The sequence below is a fragment of the Rhizobium sp. BK289 genome, assembly GCF_014193575.1.
Lineage (GTDB): Bacteria > Pseudomonadota > Alphaproteobacteria > Rhizobiales > Rhizobiaceae > Rhizobium > Rhizobium tropici_C.
Genome location: NZ_JACHZO010000022.1, coordinates 22,330 through 45,164, shown reverse-complemented (window position 1 = coordinate 45,164; position 22,835 = coordinate 22,330). Strand labels below are relative to the sequence as shown.

The 22,835-nt window shown below is 59.4% G+C and carries 20 protein-coding genes; 13 read left to right on the top strand and 7 right to left on the bottom strand.

Annotated features, from left to right (window positions below; genetic code table 11):
- Positions 1-139: 139 nt before the first annotated feature.
- Positions 140-2,884 (bottom strand): sugar-binding domain-containing protein, encoded by a 2,745-nt coding sequence (locus FHT84_RS29190; RefSeq protein WP_112340225.1) that lies wholly within the window; start codon positions 2,882-2,884, stop codon positions 140-142.
- Positions 2,885-3,038: 154 nt separating this feature from the next.
- Between FHT84_RS29190 and FHT84_RS29185 the strand changes: the two genes are divergently transcribed.
- The gene (locus FHT84_RS29185; RefSeq protein ID WP_245430238.1) at positions 3,039-4,064 is read left to right on the top strand and encodes a LacI family DNA-binding transcriptional regulator; all 1,026 of its coding nucleotides are present in this window, start codon (positions 3,039-3,041) and stop codon (positions 4,062-4,064) included.
- 30 nt (positions 4,065-4,094) lie between these two features.
- Here FHT84_RS29185 and FHT84_RS29180 read toward each other — a convergent pair whose 3' ends face one another.
- Positions 4,095-4,736: a GntR family transcriptional regulator gene (locus tag FHT84_RS29180; protein WP_112340227.1), complete on the bottom strand. Its 642-nt coding sequence runs from the start codon at positions 4,734-4,736 to the stop codon at positions 4,095-4,097.
- 178 nt (positions 4,737-4,914) lie between these two features.
- Here FHT84_RS29180 and FHT84_RS29175 point away from each other — a divergent pair, with 178 nt between their 5' ends.
- From FHT84_RS29175 to FHT84_RS29120, 12 genes are all read left to right on the top strand, one after another.
- Positions 4,915-6,339, top strand: a complete 1,425-nt coding sequence (locus FHT84_RS29175; protein ID WP_112340228.1) for a M20 family metallopeptidase — start codon at positions 4,915-4,917, stop codon at positions 6,337-6,339.
- A complete protein-coding gene (locus FHT84_RS29170; protein ID WP_112340229.1) occupies positions 6,332-8,008 on the top strand; it encodes a M28 family peptidase in 1,677 nt (558 codons plus the stop codon). The genes FHT84_RS29175 and FHT84_RS29170 overlap by 8 nt, the downstream gene beginning before the upstream one ends.
- A 59-nt stretch (positions 8,009-8,067) precedes the next feature.
- Positions 8,068-8,922 carry a transporter substrate-binding domain-containing protein gene (locus tag FHT84_RS29165; RefSeq protein ID WP_112340230.1) on the top strand — a complete coding sequence of 285 codons (855 nt, stop codon included), beginning with the start codon at positions 8,068-8,070 and terminating at the stop codon, positions 8,920-8,922.
- A gap of 80 nt (positions 8,923-9,002) precedes the next feature.
- Positions 9,003-9,722, top strand: a complete 720-nt coding sequence (locus tag FHT84_RS29160; protein WP_112340231.1) for an ABC transporter permease subunit — start codon at positions 9,003-9,005, stop codon at positions 9,720-9,722.
- Positions 9,722-10,462 (top strand): ABC transporter permease, encoded by a 741-nt coding sequence (locus FHT84_RS29155; protein ID WP_112340232.1) that lies wholly within the window; start codon positions 9,722-9,724, stop codon positions 10,460-10,462. Before FHT84_RS29160 ends, FHT84_RS29155 begins: the two co-directional genes overlap by 1 nt.
- The gene (locus tag FHT84_RS29150) at positions 10,459-11,226 is read left to right on the top strand and encodes an ATP-binding cassette domain-containing protein (protein WP_112340233.1); all 768 of its coding nucleotides are present in this window, start codon (positions 10,459-10,461) and stop codon (positions 11,224-11,226) included. The genes FHT84_RS29155 and FHT84_RS29150 overlap by 4 nt, the downstream gene beginning before the upstream one ends.
- 34 nt (positions 11,227-11,260) lie before the next feature.
- The gene (locus FHT84_RS29145) at positions 11,261-12,118 is read left to right on the top strand and encodes a transporter substrate-binding domain-containing protein (RefSeq protein WP_112340234.1); all 858 of its coding nucleotides are present in this window, start codon (positions 11,261-11,263) and stop codon (positions 12,116-12,118) included.
- Positions 12,119-12,454: 336 nt separating this feature from the next.
- On the top strand, positions 12,455-13,198 hold the full coding sequence (locus FHT84_RS29140) for a FadR/GntR family transcriptional regulator (RefSeq protein WP_113251010.1): 744 nt from the start codon (positions 12,455-12,457) through the stop codon (positions 13,196-13,198).
- Between the two features lie 169 nt (positions 13,199-13,367).
- Positions 13,368-14,435: a sn-glycerol-3-phosphate ABC transporter ATP-binding protein UgpC gene (gene ugpC, locus FHT84_RS29135; protein WP_112340236.1), complete on the top strand. Its 1,068-nt coding sequence runs from the start codon at positions 13,368-13,370 to the stop codon at positions 14,433-14,435.
- Between the two features lie 154 nt (positions 14,436-14,589).
- Positions 14,590-15,903: an ABC transporter substrate-binding protein gene (locus tag FHT84_RS29130; protein ID WP_112340237.1), complete on the top strand. Its 1,314-nt coding sequence runs from the start codon at positions 14,590-14,592 to the stop codon at positions 15,901-15,903.
- Between the two features lie 66 nt (positions 15,904-15,969).
- Positions 15,970-16,905, top strand: coding sequence for a sugar ABC transporter permease (locus FHT84_RS29125; RefSeq protein WP_112340238.1), 936 nt, complete (start codon positions 15,970-15,972; stop codon positions 16,903-16,905).
- 15 nt (positions 16,906-16,920) lie between these two features.
- Complete coding sequence (locus tag FHT84_RS29120; protein WP_069614176.1) at positions 16,921-17,820, top strand: carbohydrate ABC transporter permease; 900 nt, start codon at positions 16,921-16,923, stop codon at positions 17,818-17,820.
- A gap of 105 nt (positions 17,821-17,925) precedes the next feature.
- Here the strand turns inward: FHT84_RS29120 and FHT84_RS29115 are convergent, their stop codons facing one another.
- The 5 genes from FHT84_RS29115 to FHT84_RS29095 form a co-directional block, all read right to left on the bottom strand.
- Complete coding sequence (locus FHT84_RS29115; protein WP_113251009.1) at positions 17,926-18,435, bottom strand: Hsp20/alpha crystallin family protein; 510 nt, start codon at positions 18,433-18,435, stop codon at positions 17,926-17,928.
- Positions 18,436-18,529: 94 nt separating this feature from the next.
- Positions 18,530-19,006 carry an Hsp20 family protein gene (locus FHT84_RS29110; protein WP_112340240.1) on the bottom strand — a complete coding sequence of 159 codons (477 nt, stop codon included), beginning with the start codon at positions 19,004-19,006 and terminating at the stop codon, positions 18,530-18,532.
- Between the two features lie 281 nt (positions 19,007-19,287).
- On the bottom strand, positions 19,288-19,458 hold the full coding sequence (locus FHT84_RS29105) for a hypothetical protein (RefSeq protein WP_162737042.1): 171 nt from the start codon (positions 19,456-19,458) through the stop codon (positions 19,288-19,290).
- A gap of 3 nt (positions 19,459-19,461) precedes the next feature.
- Positions 19,462-21,672, bottom strand: coding sequence for an amylo-alpha-1,6-glucosidase (locus FHT84_RS29100; RefSeq protein WP_183765547.1), 2,211 nt, complete (start codon positions 21,670-21,672; stop codon positions 19,462-19,464).
- A 13-nt stretch (positions 21,673-21,685) separates the two neighbouring features.
- Positions 21,686-22,780 (bottom strand): glycosyltransferase family 4 protein, encoded by a 1,095-nt coding sequence (locus FHT84_RS29095; protein WP_113251007.1) that lies wholly within the window; start codon positions 22,778-22,780, stop codon positions 21,686-21,688.
- Positions 22,781-22,835 lie beyond the last annotated feature (55 nt).

Genomic DNA, 22,835 nt, shown 5'->3' with positions numbered 1-22,835 from the left:
GATGATCGTTCAAATGGCACCCTTTCGTTTCGCCGGCGGCAAATGCAGCCAGCCGCCACCTGTCCATCTGATACGTCGATGCCGATGACCTCCTGCATCTCCTCTCGTTGACGTGCGGTGATCCGCTTCTGCCGCAGAGCTATCCGGCAGCCGCTGTTTCGATGATGCAATCAAGCAAGGTTGCTGCGACGGGATCGGCGCCGGCGGACTCGCGCATCAGACCGAAGGTGGTGGCGACAACGCGGCCAGCACCGACATGTCGTTCGGCAATGGTCGCACAGGGTTTGTGAATCCAGCCCACCATCGTGCCGGCATGGACCAATCCGTCGAAATGGATCGGACGGAAGCCAGTGATGACGCGGTTGGGATTGACGCCGACGAAGGAAAGGTCTGTCAGCGGGCCGCCTGGCAGCCGCTCGAAAGGCCCCGAGCGTTTCACCCAGCTGAAACCTGTAACCCAATTGCCTTTCCAGATGGTGCCGTTGCGTTCGGTGACACGCATCTGCGGCATGGACTGCCCGCGATCGCCGCCGGTCGGATAATTCCAGTTTGGCTGGTCATTGCGCAGATTGCCGAAAGGAAGGGGTGCCGCATCGGCCAGCGACACATAATGGGCGCCGTGCTCCATGGCATCGATATCGGTTTGGCTGAGGGAGGATGCGACCCGCACCTCCGCCCTGTCGGCATCGGCAAGCTCGTAGCCAAGCGCGCGCAGATATTGTGCGATCTCGGGTTCCGCGGAGAAGACGGAGATTGCAGGCTTTGACCGGCGACCATAGACGCTGACCTCGAGGCTGTTGCGCGCGATCTCCCGGTCGCCGGCCGTAAGCGCGAACTGGATAGTGATCTGTTTGCCGGCCATATCCGTCGTGAAGGGCAGGGAAAGGGCTGGCAAATGATGCACCGACGTCGCGTTCAGCGCCGGAATTGCGATTCTTCCGGTATTCGCGCCATTGACGCTCCAGCGCAGTTCGGTTGGTGGGAGCGCCTTGCCGCCGGTCGAGATTTCGAGTTCGATGCTCACCGCATCGCCCGCCCAAACCGCGTAATGCTGCATGCGCGCCACGATGACGATATCGGTATTAATCTCGTGGAAGCGGTTGTGATAGGCACGCCTGTTGCGCTGCATGTCCATCAGGCCATTGGCTTCCCAATGCAAGTCGGTCAGCTCGGTAATGACGTAACCCTGGATCGAGGCATGGCGGCGCATTTCCTCGATCTCGAATTTGAGCGCATTGAACTGATGCCACTGCGTGTCCTCGATGAAGGACCCGAAGGTCGGAAAGACCTTGTCGAACTGATAGGTACGGAAGCGTTGCTCGACGCCGTGCGGATAGGTCGCGCCGTCGCTATCCCATTCCAGACCGTTGATGAACCAGAACGGCTCCTTGCCGTCCTGCTTGAGCTTGTCGGGATGGGGCAGGCCCCAGACGCCGAACTCGGAAACGACGAGCGGCTCGTCGCCACGCCGTTTGGCATCGCCGTTCGGCGAATAGGACCAGCTCGGCCTTCCGGCGAAGGCTGAAACCCAATCGGCCCATTCACGTGCCATTTCCGGGACGGAGGCATAGTAATGGTAGTCGTCGATGTCGGAAACGACATGAAAGTTGGGAATGCAGGCGGAATTGTCGACGACGAGCCGCGTCGGGTCCTTCTCTTTCAGCCAGTGATAGGCCTTTTCCAACCAGGATCGCTGATCGGCGCTTTCGACGAGACGTGTTCCCCAGTCCTCGTTGATGATGGTCCAGATCACGATGGAGGGATGATTGCCATCACGGCGCAGAATTCCTTCCATCGTATCGAGCAGGCGCTTCGCCGACTTCTCGGTGAAGGTCTGAATGTTCGGGATTTCCGTCCAGACCAGCAGGCCGAACCGATCCGCCACATCGTAGTATCGTGGATCGGGCACCTTGATGTGGCAGCGCAGCAGGTTAAGCCCGAGTTCCTTCGCCTTGCGCGCCTGATCTTCCAGGAACTCGATCGATGGCGGCGTGTAGATGCCCTCGGGATAATAGTCCTGATCCAATGCGCCACGCATGTAGAAGGGCTGTCCGTTCAGGAAGAACTTGCCATCCTTCGCTTCGAAGGTGCGAAAGCCGAAATTCTCCTCGGCTGCGTCGATTACGACGCTCCCCTCTGACAGCTCCGCAACGGTGCGATAGAGCGCGGGATCGTCGAGCGACCATGCCTCCACGTTGGCGACTTTGAGGGTAGCGGAGGCTTTTGCCTCACCGTTAAGTGCGCGCTCGGTGGCTGATGCGACCGCACCATTGCGGTCGAGAAGCGTGATCGTCAAGGCGCCGGTAAAGCCTGCCGCCAGCTCGACATCAATGGTGACGTCGCCCGTGGCGAGATCGGCGCGAATGGCCTGGTGGGTGATGTGAGCCTTACAGCGGCATTCGAGCCAGACGGACTGCCAAATTCCACCCAGCATGCCGTACCAGCTCTGCTTGCCGTGCGGGATCTCGTCAAACGGAAAGTCGGGAAAAGCCTGGGCGTCGGCACTCGGCAACGTAACCTTCACCTCCAGGCGCATTTCGTCGTCAAGGAGATCGCCGGGAATGACGAATTCGAACGGCAGATAGCCGCCTTCGTGAGAACCGAGCGTGTGGCCGTTGACCGAGACTTCGGCGAAATAGTTCACGGCGCCGAAATGCACGATGACCTGACGATCGCGCCATTCCTTCGGCACGGTGAACGCACGTGAATAGAGTGCCACGCCAGCCGCGGCTCGCAGATCCGGAAAATGTGCCTGCCAGGGCGCGGGCACGGCAATCGTCGTCGGCGTTGTCCCTTCCAGATGAAAGTCCCAGCTTCCGTCGAGAGACAGGCGCGCACGCGGCCCGGAACGTGTGTCGGCGAAACGGCGGGAGGCGATGGTCATAGCCGCGAGCTTTCCGGTTGGATTAAGTCACAAAATAAGTTACATAAAAGTTTCGTAACTTATATGCTTAACTTCCGCAAGAGCCGCAGCTTCACATCGCCCGTCAGATTTTCTAACGTGCATGGAGCCGCCCTGAATCCGAGAAAGAAACTGAGTGAACGACCAAACGACGAAACGACCGACCATGTCCGATATCGCCTCGCGGGTCGGCGTTTCCCATGCGACGGTTTCGCTGGTGCTGAACGAGGTGCCCGGCAGGCGGGTGTCGGAGAAGGTACGCGAGCGTGTGCTGGCGGTTGCCGGGGAACTTGGCTACCAGAAGACCGTGCCGGCCAATGACCCGATCGGCGGAATCATCGTTCTACTGATCGACGATCTCATGGCCTCGCAGCATGCCGCGCCGCTGATAGAAGGCGTGCGGGTCGCAGCGGAGGAGCAGGGTCTGGCGGCACTCACCGTCGTCACCGGCGGACAGGTCGAATTCGCGGAATCCATTCTTGACTATCTCGGGCGGCGCCAGATCGTCGGCGTGATCTATGCCACGTTGATTACTCAGCTCGCCCCCGTGCTGCCGTCCAAGCTCGGCAACTATCCGACCGTGCTTTTAAACTGTCACCAGCAGCGAGCTGAATTCTCGTCCATCATTCCGGGCGATCATGCCGGCGGTTTCGCGGCCACGGAGGCGTTGATCAAGGTCGGGCATCGCCGCATAGCCATGATCGATGCAGGCAGGCAGCGGTTGGAAGCGGCGCGGGATCGCCTCAGCGGCTATCGCCAGGCACTGACGACTTACGACATCGCCGTCGATCCGGAGTTGATCCTCTCGGAGGCCTGGTCACTCGATCTCGGTCGGGAGAAGATGCTGCAATTGCTCGACCTGCCGTCGCCGCCGACCGCGGTGTTCTGCTTTTCAGACAGGGTGGCAATGGGTGCCTATGACGCGATCAGGATGCGCGGCTTGAAAATCCCCGACGATATTTCCGTCGTCGGATTCGACGATGAAAGCCTTGCCCGAAAAATCCTGCCCCCGCTCACGACGTTGAAGCTACCGCACATGGACATGGGGCGATGGGCGGTGACTGAGCTCCTGGAAAAGGTGGCGCAGCCGAAGAAGTCGCCGGTGCGCCTGAAGATGGAATGCCAATTGGTTATACGCGATTCCATCGGTCCACCGCCTTGAGACCGAATTGCAGCCTTAGTTGACAGCCGATCAGGCCTGAAGAATGTGCCTGCGCGTCAGTTCCATCAGATGACCGACATCACCTTTCTCTATCGCATCAACCATCTGCTGATGTTCGTGGCCGGACTGTTCGATGCGCGCGCGCGTTCGCCATTGCGACACAGGGGCCGACGACGTTCGCTGCCGAATTTCCGTGATCAGCTCCACGAGCTCCTGATTGCCGGCGATTGCAAGCAAATCGCGATGAAAGGCGAGATTGGCTTCGTAAAGTTCAAGCATGGTACCGTTCAGCACCAGATCGTCGAAGCGTGAAGCAAGAACCCGCAAATTCGCGATATCTGCCGCGCTCGCCTTCGCAACGATACGGTCGCTGACGGCGACTTCGAGAATGACACGAATGTCGCTGACCTCCTGAGCGCGGCGTCCATCCTGCTCATGAACGTGATAGCCACGATTGGGAATATGCTCCACCAGTCGCTTCTGCACCAGCCGGTCTAGCGCCCGGCGGACCTCGGGTCGCGTACAGCTGTATCGCCGTTCGAGGTCGATCTGCTTCAGCCAGGTTCCGGGCGGGAGGCGGCCGGCAAGAATATCCTGGAGAATGAGTTCAGTCACATCGGGCGTTTGCGGCTCTTGTGCTTGCGCTGCCGCTCCGGCTTCCAGCGAATTCATGCAGTTCTCCCCAGCCTTCCGTTTTCGGCGACGAGTATCATAGCTCTCCCTTGGCTCACAACGAGCCCGATTATCGGTGCTGAAAAAATATTCATGCTTATCTCTTGCGCAGTCATTTCAATTGGCGCATAAATTGGCGCCAATTTTGATACCATTATATGAGGCGGCTTGTAAATCGATGCAAAACTCCGATGCGATCTGGGACATTGTCGAAAAAAAACGAGCGGCCTTCCTCGAGCTGAGCGACCGGATCTGGGACATTCCGGAGACGAACTACCTGGAGTACCAATCCGCCGAAGAGCAGGCACGCCTGCTGGAAACTGAAGGTTTTCGCGTCGAGCGCGGCATTGCCGGCTTGCCGACGGCGGTCATGGGAGAAGCGGGCGAAGGCGGTCCGGTGATCGCGATCCTTGGCGAGTTCGATGCCCTGCCGGGGCTTAGCCAGGAGGCGGGGATTGCCGAGGAGCGGCCGCTGGTCGACGGCGGCAATGGTCATGGCTGCGGTCACAATATGCTCGGTGCCGGATCGATGCTCGCTGCCGCTGCCGTCAAGGATTTTCTTGCGGAGAACGGCCTGAAGGGACGGGTGCGCTATTATGGATGTCCCGCCGAGGAGGGCGGTTCTTCGAAAGGCTTCATGGTTCGGGCCGGCGTTTTCGACGATGTCGATATCGCGATCTCCTGGCATCCGGCAGCTTTTGCCGGCGTCAACAATCCCATCTCGCTCGCCTGCAACGAAATCAACTTCCATTTTTCAGGCCGCGCCTCGCATGCCTCCGCCACGCCTCATCTCGGCCGCAGCGCCCTCGATGCGGTGGAGTTGATGAATGTCGGCGTCAACTACATGCGCGAGCACATGCCTTCGACCGCGCGCATCCATTATGCCATCACCGATGCGGGTGGTGCGGCGCCCAACGTCGTGCAGGCGCGCGCCACGGTGCGCTATCTCGTCCGCGCGAGAACCTTGCCGGAACTCCTGTCCCTGGTCGCCCGCGTCAAGAAGGTCGCCGAAGGTGCAGCCCTGATGACCGAGACGACCGTGCGCAGCGAGATCATCAGCGGCGATGCCAATCTCGTCGGCAACACGCCGCTCGAAGAATGCATGTTCTCCCATCTGCAGCGGCTTGGGCCCCCACGGTTCGATGATGCGGACCGGGAAATGGCCCGCAAGTTCCAGCAGACCTTCAATGCAGAGGATATCGCAGCCTCCTATGGCCGTTTCGCGCTGAGACCGAGGAGGGATCAGCCGCTTTGCGAGGAGATTTTCCCGCTGAACGCCGGCGATGGCACGCTGGTTGGCTCCACCGATGTCGGAACCGTCAGCTGGGTGGTGCCAACAGTGCAGATGCGCGGCGCGACCTATGCCATCGGCACGCCCGGCCATTCCTGGCAACTGGTCGCCCAAGGCAAGCTGCCGGCTGCTCATAAGGGAACCGAGCATGCCGCCAAGGTAATGGCCAGCACGGCCGCAGATCTCATCCGTAATCCTCAGTTGATCGAAGCCGCCAAGGCGGATCACAAGGCACGCCTTGCAGGAACGCCTTTCGTCAACCCGATCCCCGATGATGTCGAGCCGCCGCTGCCGGAGAAGGCCCATGCCTGACGTGGCCCTGCAGCCGGATCGTGAACAGCTGATGGCGCATATCCGCGAATTTGCCCGCCGGGTGAAGTTGTCGGGAACGCCGGAGGAACTGGAGAGCTTCCATTACCTTCAGGCGCAGATGGACAGCTACGGGTATCGCACACGGCTGCTGTCGCACGATGCTTTCATCAGTCTGCCCGGCACGGCAAAGGTCGAGATCGACGGCGAAAGTCTTCGTTGCATCACTCATTCGATGTCGGTTTCGAGCGGGGCAGGAGGTATAAGCGGTGAGCTCGCCTATGTCGGCGAAGGGACGGAAGCCGATTTCATCGGCAAGGACGTCGCCGGCAAGATCGTTCTGGTCGATGGAATTGCCACCGAAGAAGTCGCCGCGCTCGCAAGTGCGGCCGGCGCGCTCGGCCAGCTTCATCTAAGTCCAAACGAACACCTTTACGAAATGTGCGTGTCGCCGGTCTGGGGCAGCCCGTCGCAACATACGCAGGCCCAACTCCCGAAGACTGTCATCTGCACTGTTGCCAGGGACGATGGCATGCGCCTGCGCGAACGGCTTGCGCGCGGCGAGCAGGTGCAGGCAACGCTCATGGCAGAGGTCGACACCGGATGGCGCACGACGCCGCTCCTTGTTGCCGAGCTTCAGCCGGCGGGTGAGGACGAGCCATTCGTGCTGTTTTCAGGCCATCACGACACCTGGCATTTCGGTGTCATGGACAATGGCGGCGCCAACGCGACCATGCTGGAGGCGGCCCGCCTGCTTGCCCTTCAGGCAAGTGATTGCCAACGCGGCCTGCGCATCTGCTTTTGGTCCGGTCATTCGCACGGACGCTACTCCGGTTCTGCCTGGTATGCCGACGAATATTTCGATGAGCTCGATCGCCGGTGCGCGGCGCACGTCAATGTCGATTCCACCGGCGGCGAGGGGGCGACCGTTCTCACCAATTCCGGTGTCATCGATGAGTTGAAGCCACTGGCCGCGGAGGTGATCGAGCGGCTGACCGGGCAAAAGCATGCCGGCAGACGTCACGGCAGAGCCGCGGATCAATCCTTTTGGGGTATCGGCATCCCCTCGATGTTCGGAAGCCTCAGCCATCAGCCGCCCGGTCCCGTCAAAATGCTGACGGCGCTCGGCTGGTGGTGGCACACCCCGCATGACACGGCGGAACATATCGATCCCGACAATCTCCGGCGGGATACACAGATCGTGCTTCAGATACTTTGGCGCCTGCTGACCTCGCCGATCCTGCCGTTGGACTATACCGTTTATGCGGATGCCCTTGGCAAGCAGGTCGCCCAGTTGCAGACGGAGCTCGCCGGCCGCATCGATATTTCGGTTCTTGCAAACGCAATCGACGAGTTACGCACCAACGCGAAAGCCATATTGGAGGCGAAGGACCTGTCCGCCGCCAACGCAGCTCGCATCAATGCCGCGCTCATGCGCGCAAGCCGCCATCTCGTGCCGCTCAACTATACGAGCGGCGAGCGCTTCCATCATGATTCCGCCCTACCGCACCCCGCCTGGCCGTCGCTGGAGGGGCTGCGAGCGCTGGCAGCCCTACCCGCGGCATCGCCGGAGACAGCTTTCTACGCCGTCCATGCCCGTCAGGTGAGGAATCGCGTCGCCCATGCGTTGAGGCAAGCCAATGCAGCATTGCGTGCGGGCCTGGAGGGCTGACGCAGTCATATCTCAAACTAAACAAACGGCACCTCGAGGCCGAAAAGAGGGAACTGAAAATGAAGAATAGAAACCTGTTTGCTGCCGTGTTCGGCGCCATTGCCTTCCTGGCTCCGCCTGCCGCCGGCGCCAAGGACTGGACACATGTCAAGGTCGGCATCGAAGGCGCTTTTCCGCCCTGGAACCTCATGGATTCCAGCGGCAAGCTGGCCGGCTTCGACGTCGATCTCATCAATGACCTCTGCAAGCGCGCCAAGGTCGATTGCGAACTGATTGCCGGCGAATGGAATGCGATGATCCCGAGCCTCAATGCCGGCAAGTTCGATCTGGTGATGACGCTCGGCATCAACGAGAAGCGCAAGCAGGTGGTCGATTTCACCGTGCCCTATGCAAGCGGCGTTGCGAGCTTCCTGCTTGTGAAGGATGGGCCGGTCGCTTCCCTGCCGATGACCGGCGAACGGCTGAATCTGAACGATAAGGCCAAGGCCGACCCGGTGATGGGTGAAATCGGCAAGGCTCTCAAGGGAAAGACCGTCGGTGTGGTCCAGTCGACCAGCCAGGAGCAATTGATCAACGCTTATTTCGGATCCGATGTCAGCGTGCGCGCCTACAAGAATTCCGGAGAACGTGACCTCGATCTGAAGGCCGGGCGAATCGATGCCGGTTTCGACAGCGGTGTTTACGAAACCTCCGTACTCGGCAAGCCTGGCAATGACGACCTGATGATGTCCGGCCCATTGGTGAAGGGCGCGATGCTGGCAACCGAAGTCGCGCTCGGCATGCGCAAGGGCGAGATCGATCTGAAGGCTAAATTCGATGATGCCATCAAGCAGGCGGCCAAGGATGGCACGATCAAACAGCTCTCCGAGAAATGGAGCAAGATCGACCTGACGCCGACCTTCGACACCAATTGAGCGCTCTTTGTCCGCGTCACCCTTAGTCGAGGCTAGACAATGTTACTTGCCGCAAAAGTCCGCTCTCCCGGGGCTGTATCATGAACCAGCCAAGTTTATTTGAGCTTGCTGGCTTCGGTCAGGAAGGCTGGGGGCATGCTCTTCTGGCCGGAGCGTGGATGACCATTCTGGTTGCCATAGCCGGTTATGCCGTTGGGGCCTGCATCGGCACGATCGGGGCATGGGCCAAGATCGCCGGCAACGGTTTCGCTCGCGCCACGGCCGATGCCTATACGACGGTGCTGCGTGGCATTCCCGATCTGCTGGTCATCTATCTCTTCTATTTCGGTGGCAGTGCCGCGGTCACGGCGATCGGCAAGCTTTTCGGCGCGGAAGGCTTCCTCGGCTTTCCGGGCTTTCTTGCCGGTTCGCTGGCCGTGGGCGTCACATCCGGTGCCCAGTTTACGGAAGTGCTGCGAGGCGGGTTCAAGGCGGTACACCCAGGCGAGATCGAGGCTGCCATTGCTTGCGGCATGCCGCGCTGGCTTCGCCTGCGGCGGATCATTGCGCCGTTGACCCTGCGTCATGCGCTTCCCGGTCTCGGCAATGTCTGGCAGGTCGTCTTGAAGGAGTCGGCGCTGGTGTCGATCACCGGCGTCGCCGAACTCCTGCGTCAGGCCCAGGTCGGAGCTGGATCCACCGGGCTTCCATTCGATTTCTACCTGATCGCCGGCGCGATCTATCTGATGATCTCGACCCTTTCGAGCCTCATCATCCGGCAGGCCGAGCGGCGCCTGTCGCGCGGCGTGAGGAGGCGTTGATGGATTGGCAGTTTCTCGCAGAAACATTCCTGAGCCTGATCGCTGCAATCCCGCTGACGATCGAACTTGCCGTGACGTCGATCTGCCTCGGCGCCATTCTGGCGCTGCTGCTGGCGCTTGCCCGTCTCTCTGGCGTCGCCGTGCTGGATTGGTTCGCGCGGCTTTATGTCTTTATCTTCCGCGGCACGCCGTTGTTGGTGCAGATATTTCTCATCTATTACGGCCTCGGCCAGTTTCCGGCCATACGGCACAGCATTTTCTGGCCGTTCCTGCGTGATCCCTACTGGTGCGCGGTTCTGGCGCTGACCTTGAATACCGCGGCCTATGCCAGCGAAATCATTCGCGGCGGCCTGCTCTCCGTACCGTATGGTCAGATCGAGGCTGCCCGCGCTTGCGGCATGCATCGCTTCCTGATGTTTCGCCGCATCGTGCTGCCCTTGGCGATCCGCCAGGCCTTGCCCGGCTATGGCAACGAAATGATATCGATGGTCAAGGCGACGTCGCTTGCCTCGATCATCACGCTGATGGAGGTGACGGGCGTTGCCGCCAAGATCATCTCGGAGACCTATAGGGCAATCGAGGTCTTCGTGGTGTCCGGGGCGATCTATCTTGCCATCAATTTCGTGCTGACGCGTCTCATTCAATTTGCCGAATACAGGCTGAGCCCGCATTCGCGCGCTCCTCTTGCCGTCACCCAAGAGAGTGCCGCAACGGCGACCCCTGCAGGAGAACCACAATGACGGCCACGCCCATCGCACTCAGCGTGCGCGACATGCACAAGAGCTTCGGGCCTGTCGAGGTTCTCAAGGGCATTTCCCTGGATGCAATGGAAGGCGATGTCGTTTCCATTCTCGGCTCGTCCGGTTCAGGAAAGTCGACCTTCCTGCGCTGCATCAATCTGCTGGAGACGCCGGATTCCGGTGAGGTGACAGTTGCCGGCGAAACGATCCGTATGCAGCGCAATGCCCGCGGCGCGCACCGTGCGGCGGATGGAAAGCAGGTCGACCGAATCCGCTCGCAGCTCGGAATGGTGTTCCAGAGCTTCAATCTCTGGTCTCACAAGACGATCCTCGAAAACCTGATCGAGGCGCCGATCCATGTTCAGCGCCGCTCGCGCGCCGAATGCATCGAGGAGGCCGAGGCGCTGCTCGCCAAGGTCGGCATTGCCGACAAGCGCAATTTCTATCCCGCCCACCTTTCCGGAGGCCAGCAGCAGCGTGCCGCCATTGCGCGCGCTCTCGCCATGCATCCGAAGGTGATGTTGTTCGACGAGCCGACGTCCGCGCTCGACCCCGAGCTTGTCGGCGAAGTGCTGCGCGTCATGCGCTCGCTTGCCGAGGAGGGGCGCACGATGCTGGTCGTCACACATGAGATGGGTTTTGCGCGCGATGTCTCCAGCCGCGTCATCTTCCTGCACAAGGGCGTCGTCGAAGAAGACGGCAAGCCCCAGGACGTCTTTTCGAACTCGCGATCGGAGCGCTTCCGCCAGTTCATCAGCCAATAACGCACCACGCTCAATCAAGAAGGGGAACTCGAGCATGAAATACCTGACTGCAATTCTGACGGCGTTCATGATGATCGCCACCTTGGCCGTTTCGACCGCCGTACGCGCCGACGAGAAGAAATGGACACATGTGACGATCGCGACCGAAGGCGCGTTTCGTCCATGGAACTTTACCAAGGCCGATGGCAGCCTCGACGGCTACGAAATCGAGCTGATCAAATATTTCTGCGCCCATATGAAGGTCGAATGCACGACCGTGATCCAGCCATTTGACGGCATGATCCCGGCGCTGAATGCCGGCAAGTTCGATGCGATCATTTCCGGCATGTCGGCGACTGCCAAGCGCGAGGAAGTCATTGCCTTCAGCGATTCCTACGGCACGACGGGGCAGACTTTTGCGGCATTGAAAGACTCTCCGCTTGCCAACCTGCCTTTGAAGGGCGAAGTCTTTTCGCTGGCAACGGATGAGGCCGGCGCCGCCAAGGCGGTGAAAGAGCTTGAACCCTTGCTCAAGGGCAAGACGATCGGCGTGCAGACCGCATCGATCGCTGCGACCTTCCTCGATAAATACCTGAAGGGCGTCGCCGATATCCGTGAATACAAGACGACCGAACAGCACGATCTCGATCTGAAGGCCGGCCGCGTCGACCTCGTCATGGCATCCATGGCTTATCTTTCGACCGCGGCGGCAAAGCCGGGCAACGAGGACATGATCGTCGCCGGCCCGCGTTTCCAGGGGGGCATGCTCGGAAGAGGCAGTTCCGTCGGTCTGCGCAAGGACGATACGGAGTTGAAAACCATGTTCAACGATGCGATCGCCGCAGCCAAGGCGGACGGCACGATCGCCAAACTGTCCCAGAAGTGGTTCGGCTTTGATGTGACGCCGAAGTGAAACGCGATTGTAATCGCTGACCCCGCGCGGATTTGCGGGTTTATTGAAGTTGAACGCAGCCAGGTTGGGTGCAGCAGCTTCCGCCGCAATCGAACGATTCCAAGCCCGGCCTAGCCGCCGGGCTTTATCGTCGGTAAGGGGCACGCCGAAAAATCATTGCGGCAGGGATCTCTCGACGGCTGCCAGCCGTTTCTGCCGTGAAGGGCATAGGCCTGTTCCTCCTTCCCTTTATGGTTGGTATCAAGTTGGTTGTGACAATGAAATTGTCTTGACGGATTTCCGCAACGATCTTTAATTAACTGATCTGCTGGACCAACCAGTAGACCGGGGGGCGCGATGGACGGAAGTCCGATCTTGACCGAGGTACCGAATATCGCGCGGAGCCTCGCCCGCCGGACGGCGCGTGACGTCATCGCCGAGAAGCTGATGGTCCTGATCGCCACCAACATGCTGCGGCCGGGCGACGAGCTACCGGGCGAGCGCGAATTGGCCAATGTTCTTCATGTCAGTCGCGAAACGGTGCGTGGTGCTATTCAGGCGCTTGCCGCACAGGGCATTATCGAGGTTTCCCATGGCAGCCGAAGTCGGGTCTGTGAAGTCGATCTCAGCCACATTACCGTGACGATCGCCTCTTCCAATGCAATTGACGGCTACGATCTGGAATCCGTCCACGCTGCCCGTCTTCATATCGAGCTCAAGGTTGTCGGCGACGCCGCCGAGCGCATCGATGACGTCACGCTGGCAAAGCTGCAGGTCCTGCTGGAGGCGCAGCGTCTCGGGGGCAATGACGCGATGCGTTTCCTGATCTGCGACCGCGAATTCCACGTCGCCATCTATCGGGCCTGCGGAAACCCGCTGCTCGCGGCCTTCGTCACCGATTTGTACACCTACATGATGAATTACCGCCGCTACGCCATGGCCAAGCCGGGCGCCATCGAGGCGAGCTACAGCGATCATCTGGCGATCTTTGAAGCGCTCGCTCGCCATGATCGCGATGCCGTCATTGCGGCCTTCGAGCATCATCTGACACGTATTTACGATACGACCAAGGTTCAACTGGCGAGTGGCAATCCGGTCTGATCTGACCAGTATGAGGAGATCTGTCTGAGATGCACGTGAGGGAGACAGGGATACCGGTCGTCGGCCGGGGATAGAATGTCGAAGTCGAATCGATCCATTCTGGCGGTTAGTGCCTCGGAGGAGGGACGACCGTAAGTCAAGCAAGTGAAAGGTTCTGGGAGGGACTTTTATGGCAGGTGTCGAGTTTGTCGATGTCAGGAAATCATTCGGGGCGTTCCCTGTTATCAAAGGTGTGAACATCGAGATCGCCGACGGGGAATTCGTGATCCTGGTCGGGCCGTCCGGATGCGGAAAATCCACGCTTCTGCGAATGCTTGCCGGGCTGGAGAACATTTCCGCCGGCGAGATCCGTATCGGCAATCAGGTCGTCAATGGAGTGGCCCCCGGCGACCGCGACATAGCCATGGTCTTTCAGAATTATGCGCTTTATCCGCATATGTCGGTGGCCCAGAACATGGCTTTCTCGCTGATGCTCAAACGCGCGCCGAAAGCGGACATGGATCAGCGTGTCAAGAAAGCGGCGGAAATCCTGGGTCTGACCAAACTTCTCGATCGCTATCCCCGCCAGCTTTCCGGCGGTCAGCGCCAGCGTGTCGCCATGGGCCGGGCGATCGTGCGCGATCCCCAGGTCTTCCTCTTCGACGAACCGCTTTCCAATCTTGATGCCAAGCTCCGGGTCGCCATGCGCGCGGAAATCAAGGAGCTTCACCAACGTCTTGGCACCACGACCGTTTACGTCACGCATGACCAGATCGAGGCCATGACGATGGCCGACAAGATCGTCGTCATGCATGACGGCGTCGTGGAGCAGGTGGGAAAGCCGCTGGATCTCTACGACACGCCTGCCAATCTTTTCGTCGCGGGTTTCATCGGTTCGCCGGCGATGAACATGATCAAAGGCCACCTCGATACGCAGAGCGATAGCCGGTTCATCGCGTCGGACGGAACTGTCTTGCCCGTTGCAAATCCGCCCGCCGGCGCAAAGGGTCGGAATCTCGTCTATGGGTTGCGTCCGGAATACATCATGCTCGATGCCAATGGGCTGCCCGCGGAAATCATCGTGATCGAGCCGACAGGCTATGAGACGCAGATGACGGTTCGGTTCGGCGGCAGCGATGTCAACTGCATCTTCCGGGAGAGGATCAATGCCAAACCCGGCGATACGCTGCGCATTTCCATCGATGTGCCGCATGTCCATCTCTTCGACGCCGAAAGCGGTCAGAGATTGACGATCTGATGTCGCTTCGGTGGGGAGCCGGAAGAAGAGGAGTCTCCCTGCTCACCCATCGATGCGGAAGCATCCGACCGGTTCGGATGCGATAGTCGTCGTTCACCAAACGGGAAGGTGGGCGCAGGGGGAATTTGCTCCCGTTTTTCAAAGGAGGAGTATCATGGCATTCAAGAGACGTGACTTTCTCGCCGCATCGGCGGCAGCGGCCGGCATTGCCGGCCTCGCGCCACTCGGTATACGCCCATCATTCGCCCAGGCCGAACCCGGCTACACGCCTGAAAAGGGCGCAAGTCTCAGGCTTCTTCGCTGGACACCCTTCGTCAAGGGAGATGAGGATGCCTGGCTTGCCAATACCAAGAAATTCACCGAGGCCACGGGCGTCGAAGTTCGTATCGACAAGGAAAGCTGGGAAGACATCCGACCGAAGGCCGCCGTCGCTGCCAATGTCGGTTCCGGCCCCGACATGGTGATGTGCTGGTTCGACGATGCACATCAGTATCCGGACAAACTCGTCGACCTGACCGAACTTGGCAACTACCTCGGCAACAAATACGGCGGCTGGTATGACGGCGTGCGCGGTTATGCAACCCGCGGCGACAAGTTCATCGCCATGCCGCTGACCGCGATCGGGAACGCCGTCGTTTATCGCGACAGTCACGTAAAGGCTGCCGGTTTCAGTGAATTCCCCAAGGACACCGCGGGATTCCTTGAGCTTTGCAAGGCCATGAAGGCCAAAGGCACGCCCGCCGGTTTTCCACATGGCAAGGCTGTTGGCGATGGCAATAATTACGCTCATTGGCTGCTTTGGAGTCATGGCGGCAAGATGGTGGACGAAAGCGGCAAGGTGACCATCAACAGCCCTGAAACGCTGGCGGCAATCCACTATGCGCAAGCCCTTTATGCGACCTTCATCCCCGGCACGGAAAGCTGGCAGGACATCAACAACAACCGGGCCTTCCTTGCCGGACAGGTATCGCTGATCGCAAACGGCGTTTCCGTCTATTACGCAGCTAAAAAAGATCCGAAGCTTGCCGAAATCGCGGCCGATATCAGAACCACCAACTTCCCGATCGGTCCGGTCGGCAAGAGTGTCGAACTGCACCAGACGAGCTCGCTGGTTCTCTTCAGCCATACCAAATATCCGGAAGCAGCCAAGGCCTATATCAAGTTCATGATGGAAGGCGACCAGATGAACGCCTGGATCCAAGGATCGAGCGCCTATTGCTGCCAACCCTTGAAGGCCTTTGCCAACAATCCTGTCTGGACCGCCGATCCCGTCCATGCACCCTATGCACGCGCATCGGAAACGCTGCGCCCGAACGGCTATGCCGGTCCGCTGGGCTATGCTTCGGCAGGTGTGATGGCCGATTACGTGCTCGTCGACATGTTCGCCGCCGCCGTGACCGGCCAGATGACGCCGGAGGATGCGATGAAAGAGGCTGAGCGCCGCGCAAACCGCTACTACAAGGTTTGATCCCCCGCGAAGATCTGCAGCATGCCGGCACCGGCATGCTGCGACTGTCCATCAGGAGATAATGCCATGTCGACCGTGACATCCGGCGATACGACGCGCAGTCCGATCCGATCGCTCATGCAGAACAATAATATGCTCGGCTTCCTCTTCATGTTGCCGGCGGCCATCTTTCTGGTTTGCTTTCTCACCTATCCGCTGGGACTTGGGGTCTGGCTCGGTTTCACGGACACGCGGATCGGGCGTGCCGGCAGCTTTATCGGTTTGGAGAATTATCAATTCCTGGCCAATGATTCCGTGTTCTGGCTATCGGTCTTCAATACGCTGCTCTACACCTTCATCGCCTCCGTCCTGAAATTCGTGCTCGGCCTTTGGTTGGCACTGCTTCTCAATCAGCATTTGCCGTTCAAGTCGTTCTTTCGGGCGATCGTGCTTCTGCCCTGGGTCGTTCCGACGGTGCTTTCGGGATTGGCATTCTGGTGGATTTATGATTCCCAATTTTCCATCATCTCGTGGTCCCTGATGAAGATCGGCCTGATCCATGGTCCGATCAATTTCCTCGGCGATCCGACCAATGCGCGGATTTCGGTCATCATCGCCAATGTCTGGCGCGGCATTCCCTTCGTGGCGATTTCGCTGCTCGCCGGCCTGCAGACCATTCCTGCTTCGCTGCAGGAGGCGGCATCGCTTGATGGCGCCACAAGCTGGCAGCGTTTCCGTTATGTAACGCTGCCGATGTTGACCCCGATCATCGCCGTCGTGATGACGTTCTCCGTGCTGTTCACATTCACGGATTTCCAGTTGATCTATGTGCTGACCAAGGGCGGACCGGTCAATGCGACGCATCTGATGGCGACGCTTTCCTTTCAGCGCGGTATCCCCGGAGGGCAGCTTGGCGAAGGTGCGGCAATCGCGGTGGCGATGATCCCGTTCCTGCTCGGTGCCATCATGTTCAGCTTCTTCGGTCTGCAGCGCCGCAAATGGCAGCAGGGCGGACAGGACTGAGATCGGGAGAACGCCATGACCATTAAAACCGAGACAGCCAATCCCGTTCTGACCGACGACATCCAAGGCATGGGTTATCTGAACCGCCTGCCTCGCCGTATCGTCATGCTCTATCTGCCGATGGCGGTCTTTGTCTTCGTGCTTCTGTTTCCCTTCTACTGGATGGCCATAACGGCCATCAAGCCGAACGCACAGTTGACCGACTACAATAATTACAGCCCCTTCTGGGTCGTGGGACCGACGCTCGATCACATCAAGTACCTGTTCTTTGAGACCTCCTATCCAGGCTGGCTCTGGAACACGATATTGGTGGCGGTGGGGTCGACCGCGCTGTCGCTGCTGGCGTCGATTTTTGGTGCCTATGCAATCGAGCGCGTGCGCTTTACCGGCTCTCGTTCGATCGGGCTGCTGATTTTTCTGGCCTATCTCGTTCCGCCTTCGATCCTGTTCATTCCCTTGGCTTTCATCGTCTTCAAGCTTGGAATTTACGATTCCAGACTTGCGCTCATCTTCACCTATCCCACCTTCCTCATCCCATTCTGCACATGGCTGCTGATGGGTTATTTCAGATCGATACCCTTCGAGCTGGAAGAAAGCGCGCTGGTCGATGGCGCCAGCCGCTGGCAGATCCTTGTCAAAATTATCCTGCCGCTGGCGGTGCCCGGGTTGATATCGGCCGGTATCTTCGCCTTTACGCTGTCCTGGAACGAGTTCATCTATGCGCTCACCTTCATTCAATCGTCGGAAAACAAAACGATCCCTGTCGGTGTTCTGACGGAATTGGTTCGTGGCGACGTCTTCGAGTGGGGTTCGCTCATGGCTGGCGCATTATTCGGTTCATTGCCGGTCGTCATCCTCTACTCTTTCTTCGTCGATTATTATGTTTCGTCGATGACTGGTGCAGTGAAGGAATGATGATTGCTGCGGCAGCAGATCGTTCGTGCAGCAGTGACCGCCGGGAGATGCTGGCGCAAGCAGCCGGCGGCCGCCATTGGGCCTGCCGCCGGCTGATTGGAACGATCAGTTCTTGATGGCGATGCGCTTGACCTGCGATTGCGCCTTCTCGCTCTTCGGCAAGGTCACGCTCAGCACGCCATTTCGGAAGCGGGCATCCACCTGGTCTTCCTTGACCTCGACACCGAGCGGTATGCGGCGCTCGAACCGGCCGTAATAGCGCTCGGAGAACTGGCGATCCTTGTCTTCGGTCTCGGAACGCTTTTCACCCTTCAGCGTCAGGACGCCGTCATTGAGCAGGACCTCGATATCCTTCTCCTCAAGGCCGGGCACCTCTGCCGTCACCTTGATCTCCTTGTCGGTATCGGAAATCTCCACGCTTGGCCAACCGGTGCTAAACGCGGAGCCCTTGCCGAAAGACGGCAGGCCCGAGCCGAAGCCGCGGAAGACATCGTCGAAGAGGCGGTTCACCTCGCGATGCAGCGACAGGAAAGGATCACGGTCGTCATCGCGCAGGAGACTTGACACCTGGTTGCCGTTGTTGCGGCTCCAGGGAATGAGATCACGAACACTCATCGTATTTCTCCTTTCTGCTGGTCTGTTGGCAAAACTTGCTCGCTGGCGCCGAGCCTCGCCCGGCGCCTTTGCGCGTGTCGAACTGGTGGAAGGCCTAAGCCGCGTGCTTCTCAGTCTCGATCTGCTTCGTCTCGGCTTTCGGTAGAGCCATATCCGTCGAAATCTCGATCCGGCGCGGCTTCATCTCTTCGGGGATTTCGCGCTTGAGATCGACGGTCAGCAGACCGTTCACGAGACCGGCGCCCACGACCTTGACATGATCGGCGAGCTCGAACCGGCGCTGGAACGCGCGGTTTGCGATGCCGCGATGCAGATAGTGGACGTCTTCGCCGTTTGCCTTCTGGCCCGAAACGACGAGAAGGTTTTGTTCCTGTGTGATCGTCAGTTCGTCCTCGGAGAAACCCGCCACTGCCATGGCAATGCGGTAATCGTCCTCACCGGTTTTGACGATGTCGTAGGGCGGCCAGTTGTCGATCGTATCGACGCGGCTCGCAGCTTCGAGCGCATTCAACATTCGGTCGAAACCGATGCTCGACCGGAACAGGGGAGAAAAATCGAGGTTTGTCCTCATAGCCATATCCTCCTTATAAGCAACATGGATACAAGGAGGCGCCAAGAGCACATGGCGCCTCCTGGACTTCGTCGATTCCCGTTGGGCAATCGAACAATATTCATATAATTCCGTGGCTTGCCGGTTTCAAGAACAGGTGAATCATCCGCTTGAAAATTTGATCTCTCATTGTTCTCACCAAGTTCCTATTGAGGAAAATGAAAGAGCAATTGGCCATGACCATGACTTTTGACGGCGTGGTCGTCGTCCTTGGACCTGTCGGTGAAGGCACTGGGCAGAGATTATCGCGGCCGGCGCGACGTGATCTGCGCTCGCCCAGGCAATTTGCGCGAGCCGACAATGATGAAGCGTTGATAGGCGAAGGTGGACATCTGCCGGCAGACAGGGGGTGGTGATTTGCTGACGGTGAGGACGATCAGCCCGACGAAGCCGGCGGGCCGAGGGATCGCCATTCATCAAGTCGTCGTGATCACCCGAACATCGCCTTGACGATCGACGACGTCGACCACGAATTGGCGGCGGGATCGGCGGATGGCGATGTCAGCCGAACCGTCGCCGATCCGCAGGCGTCGCAGGAGCACCTCATCGAGGAAAGAAGGCAGCTGTGGCTCGTTGAAGCTGACGTGCCGCGCGTTCGGATCAAAGTCAAGGCCCAGGCACGACTGCAGCAGGAAGAGCGGCGCGGCGGCCGCCCATGCCTGTGGGGAGCAGGCGACCGGATAGAAGGTCGGCCCTTGCGCCTGCTGGCGCGGTAGCCCGCAGAAGAGCTCTGGAAGCCGGCGCAGGTCGATATAGGTCGATGCCGCAAACAGGCCTTCGAAAATCCGCGCAGCTTCGGCGCGATGGCCGTAGCGGGCAAGGCCGGCGGCAATCAGGGCATTGTCGTGCGGCCAGATCGAGCCGTTGTGATAGCTCATGGGATTGTAACGCGCCTCGGTCGAGGCAATGGTGCGGATACCCCAGCCGCAGAAGGACGAAGCACCCATCAGCGTTCGGGCAATGACGCGTGCCCTTTCGGGATAGGCGATGCCGGTGAAGAGGGCATGTCCGGCATTGGAGGATCGAACCCGGCAGGGACGTTTATCTCCGTCCAACGCAAGTACATAGGTGCCGAGTTCCTCATCGAAAAAGCTCGTGTCGAAAGCGCGGCGCAAGCCCTCCGACCTCGCGAGGAATTTCGCGGCCCGTTCCGCTTTGCCGAGCCGGCGAAAGATCTCGGCGGCCGCCTGCCAGGCGCCGTAGAGATAGGCCTGAACCTCGGCGATGGCGATCGGTCCCCTCGCAAGCGTGCCGTCAATGTGGAAGATGGAATCGTGGCTGTCTTTCCAGGCCTGATTGATCAGGCCTTCTTCTGTCCGTCGTCCATATTCGACGAAACCGTCGCCGTCTCGATCGCCATGTTCGTCGATCCAGGCAAGGGCCGCCTCGATAGCAGGGAGCAGCGACTGGATCGTGGCAAAATCAGCCGTACGTTTGAGATATTCGCCAGCCAGCAGCACGAAGAGGAGCGTGGAGTCGATACTGCCATAATAGCGGCGGAAAGGCACCTCGCCGAGTTCGGCCATCTCTCCATAGCGGACCTCGTGCAAAATCTTGCCCGGCTCCGCATCCGCGATGGGATCGATCTCCGTCGCCTGGTTGGCTGCCAGATGGCCGAGCACCCCACGGGCGATTTGCGGATCGAGCCAGAGCGTTTCCAGCGCGGTGATCAGGGCGTCGCGGCCGAAGACGGTGCTGAACCAGGGAATGCCGGCATAGGGATAAGGTCCTTCCGGCTTGTCGGTCATCAGCATGTAGAGATCGGAGACGCTGCGGCGGACCACCTCATTGAAGATCTCGTTGGACGTAACGATCGATGCCGCGCGCGAGGAAGACGAACGCAGTGCTCGGCGTGCATCCCTGAGCGCAAGGAAAAAGGAACGGTGGCTCGGCCTGTGGTCAGCGACTTGATCGCAGCCTATCTCGACGAAGAGCGATCGTGTCTCATGCGACTCAAGTTGGAGGTCATAAACAACATGATCGCTGCGAATGTGCTTCGGCCTTGGATCAAACCAAACGCGGGTCGACCGCTTTCGCTCATCAAGCCCGATATAGGAAAGCAGGATCGAAGCCTGCTCCACAACGGGGGTAAGATGGCGACCTTTGCGTGCTCTCACAGTCCCGCGGACCTCGAACAGGTCGGCGAAATCGGCCGCCAATACGATTTCGATACGAACATGCTGCGGCCGATCGTCATAATTCCGGATGGCCAGCCGCTCATAGCAACCGCCATTCCACAAGAATCGGGATCTGCGAAGATGAATGAGATCGTGACCGAGGGTGAGCTTACCTTTTTCGTCGAAAAGATCGGGATTGGTGAGATCGCAGGTGAGCATCGCGTTGTCGTCACGCAGCGTCGACGACAACAGCATCGGCCGCTTGCCGTTGATCGTCAGATGGAAATGCGAGAGATAGCGCGTATCACGATGGAATAGGCCTTCGGGGCTACCCGGCCCGGAAAGCGCATCGCCATTGTGGTCGAAGACGGCGAAGGTATCGCCGTGCTTCAGGGTGCGCGGCCGCCGCTCCTGCAGGGATGCGGTTGCCGGAATGAAGAACTGGGCCACTGGGGCGGCCGGCTCTGCCGGCGCGACGGATGGCTTGCTGTCCACAGAAGCTGTCGACATGCTGCTATGTCTCCTACGCCACGACCTGGAGATCCAGATCCTGACCGTTGGCGCGGCGCAGCGACGCCGCCTTTGTGCGAACGCCGGGCAGGTTACGATAGATAGCGAGATAGTCTCGCGCCATCCGTTCTGCGCTGAAACGCCGTTCGAAGGTCGCGCGTACCTTGTTGCGATCCATTCGCAGTGCCCATTCGACATTTTCGGCCGCTTCGGTAACGCTATCGACGACGATACCCGAAACACCGTTGTCAATCACTTCCGGAACCGAACCGCATCCGAACGCGACCACCGGGGTGCCGCATGCCATTGCCTCGATCATCACCAGCCCGAATGGTTCGGGCCAGTCGATCGGGAAAAGCAACGCGCCCGCGTTACCAAGGAAATCGGCCTTCTGGTGCTCGTTGATTTCGCCGATGAACTCGACGTTCGGATGGCTCTTGACCATTGGCGCGATCACCGTGTCCCAATAGGCCTTGTCCGCATTGTCGATCTTGGCGGCGATCTTCAGCGGCATACCAACCTTGGCTGCGATGCGGATCGCGCGATCCGGACGTTTCTCGGGGGAGATTCGTCCCAGGAAGGCAAGATAGTTGCCTTTGGGCTTTGCCGTGAAGGAAAGAAGATTGGTCGGAAGACCGTGATACACCGTCCCGGACCAGTTGACCGGCGGCATGGGGCGACGCTGGTCATTGGAGATCGATACCAGCGGGATATCTGGAAAAGCCTTGTAGAAAGGCTTGAGATCCGGCAGGTCGAGGCGTCCGTGAAGCGTCGTGACTGTACGATCCGCAAAATCCCGGATCAGCGGGAAATGCAGGAGATCGATATGGAAATGCAGGACATCGAACTCATGCGCCCGCCGGCGGATTTCCTCCAGCAGGACGACCTGATGCGGAAGATGGTCCTTGACGGACGGATTAAGCCTGAGCGCGACATCCGAGCACGCCACCAAGGTAGCGTCGGTCATGGAATCCCCGCTGGCAAACAGCGTGACATCGTGGCCCTGACGGACAAGTTCTTCAGTGAGATAGGAAACGATGCGCTCGGTTCCTCCATAAAGCTTCGGTGGAACGCTTTCGGCAAGCGGCGCAATCTGGGCGATCTTCATCGGCAAAACCTCCTCATAAGAGCAAAGAATGGACGGCAAAAATCGGGGTAGCGTC

Coding starts and splice junctions, on each gene's coding strand:
- FHT84_RS29160 (WP_112340231.1), top strand. CDS start 9,003: ATGAACCAGCCAAGTTTATTTGAGCTTGCTGGCTTCGGTCAGGAAGGC.
- FHT84_RS29105 (WP_162737042.1), bottom strand. CDS start 19,458: ATGGCGATCCCTCGGCCCGCCGGCTTCGTCGGGCTGATCGTCCTCACC.
- FHT84_RS29100 (WP_183765547.1), bottom strand. CDS start 21,672: ATGTCGACAGCTTCTGTGGACAGCAAGCCATCCGTCGCGCCGGCAGAG.
- FHT84_RS29115 (WP_113251009.1), bottom strand. CDS start 18,435: ATGAGTGTTCGTGATCTCATTCCCTGGAGCCGCAACAACGGCAACCAG.
- FHT84_RS29175 (WP_112340228.1), top strand. CDS start 4,915: ATGCAAAACTCCGATGCGATCTGGGACATTGTCGAAAAAAAACGAGCG.
- FHT84_RS29170 (WP_112340229.1), top strand. CDS start 6,332: ATGCCTGACGTGGCCCTGCAGCCGGATCGTGAACAGCTGATGGCGCAT.
- ugpC (WP_112340236.1), top strand. CDS start 13,368: ATGGCAGGTGTCGAGTTTGTCGATGTCAGGAAATCATTCGGGGCGTTC.
- FHT84_RS29110 (WP_112340240.1), bottom strand. CDS start 19,006: ATGAGGACAAACCTCGATTTTTCTCCCCTGTTCCGGTCGAGCATCGGT.
- FHT84_RS29130 (WP_112340237.1), top strand. CDS start 14,590: ATGGCATTCAAGAGACGTGACTTTCTCGCCGCATCGGCGGCAGCGGCC.
- FHT84_RS29155 (WP_112340232.1), top strand. CDS start 9,722: ATGGATTGGCAGTTTCTCGCAGAAACATTCCTGAGCCTGATCGCTGCA.
- FHT84_RS29190 (WP_112340225.1), bottom strand. CDS start 2,884: ATGACCATCGCCTCCCGCCGTTTCGCCGACACACGTTCCGGGCCGCGT.
- FHT84_RS29180 (WP_112340227.1), bottom strand. CDS start 4,736: ATGAATTCGCTGGAAGCCGGAGCGGCAGCGCAAGCACAAGAGCCGCAA.
- FHT84_RS29145 (WP_112340234.1), top strand. CDS start 11,261: ATGAAATACCTGACTGCAATTCTGACGGCGTTCATGATGATCGCCACC.
- FHT84_RS29095 (WP_113251007.1), bottom strand. CDS start 22,780: ATGAAGATCGCCCAGATTGCGCCGCTTGCCGAAAGCGTTCCACCGAAG.
- FHT84_RS29165 (WP_112340230.1), top strand. CDS start 8,068: ATGAAGAATAGAAACCTGTTTGCTGCCGTGTTCGGCGCCATTGCCTTC.
- FHT84_RS29150 (WP_112340233.1), top strand. CDS start 10,459: ATGACGGCCACGCCCATCGCACTCAGCGTGCGCGACATGCACAAGAGC.
- FHT84_RS29125 (WP_112340238.1), top strand. CDS start 15,970: ATGTCGACCGTGACATCCGGCGATACGACGCGCAGTCCGATCCGATCG.
- FHT84_RS29140 (WP_113251010.1), top strand. CDS start 12,455: ATGGACGGAAGTCCGATCTTGACCGAGGTACCGAATATCGCGCGGAGC.
- FHT84_RS29120 (WP_069614176.1), top strand. CDS start 16,921: ATGACCATTAAAACCGAGACAGCCAATCCCGTTCTGACCGACGACATC.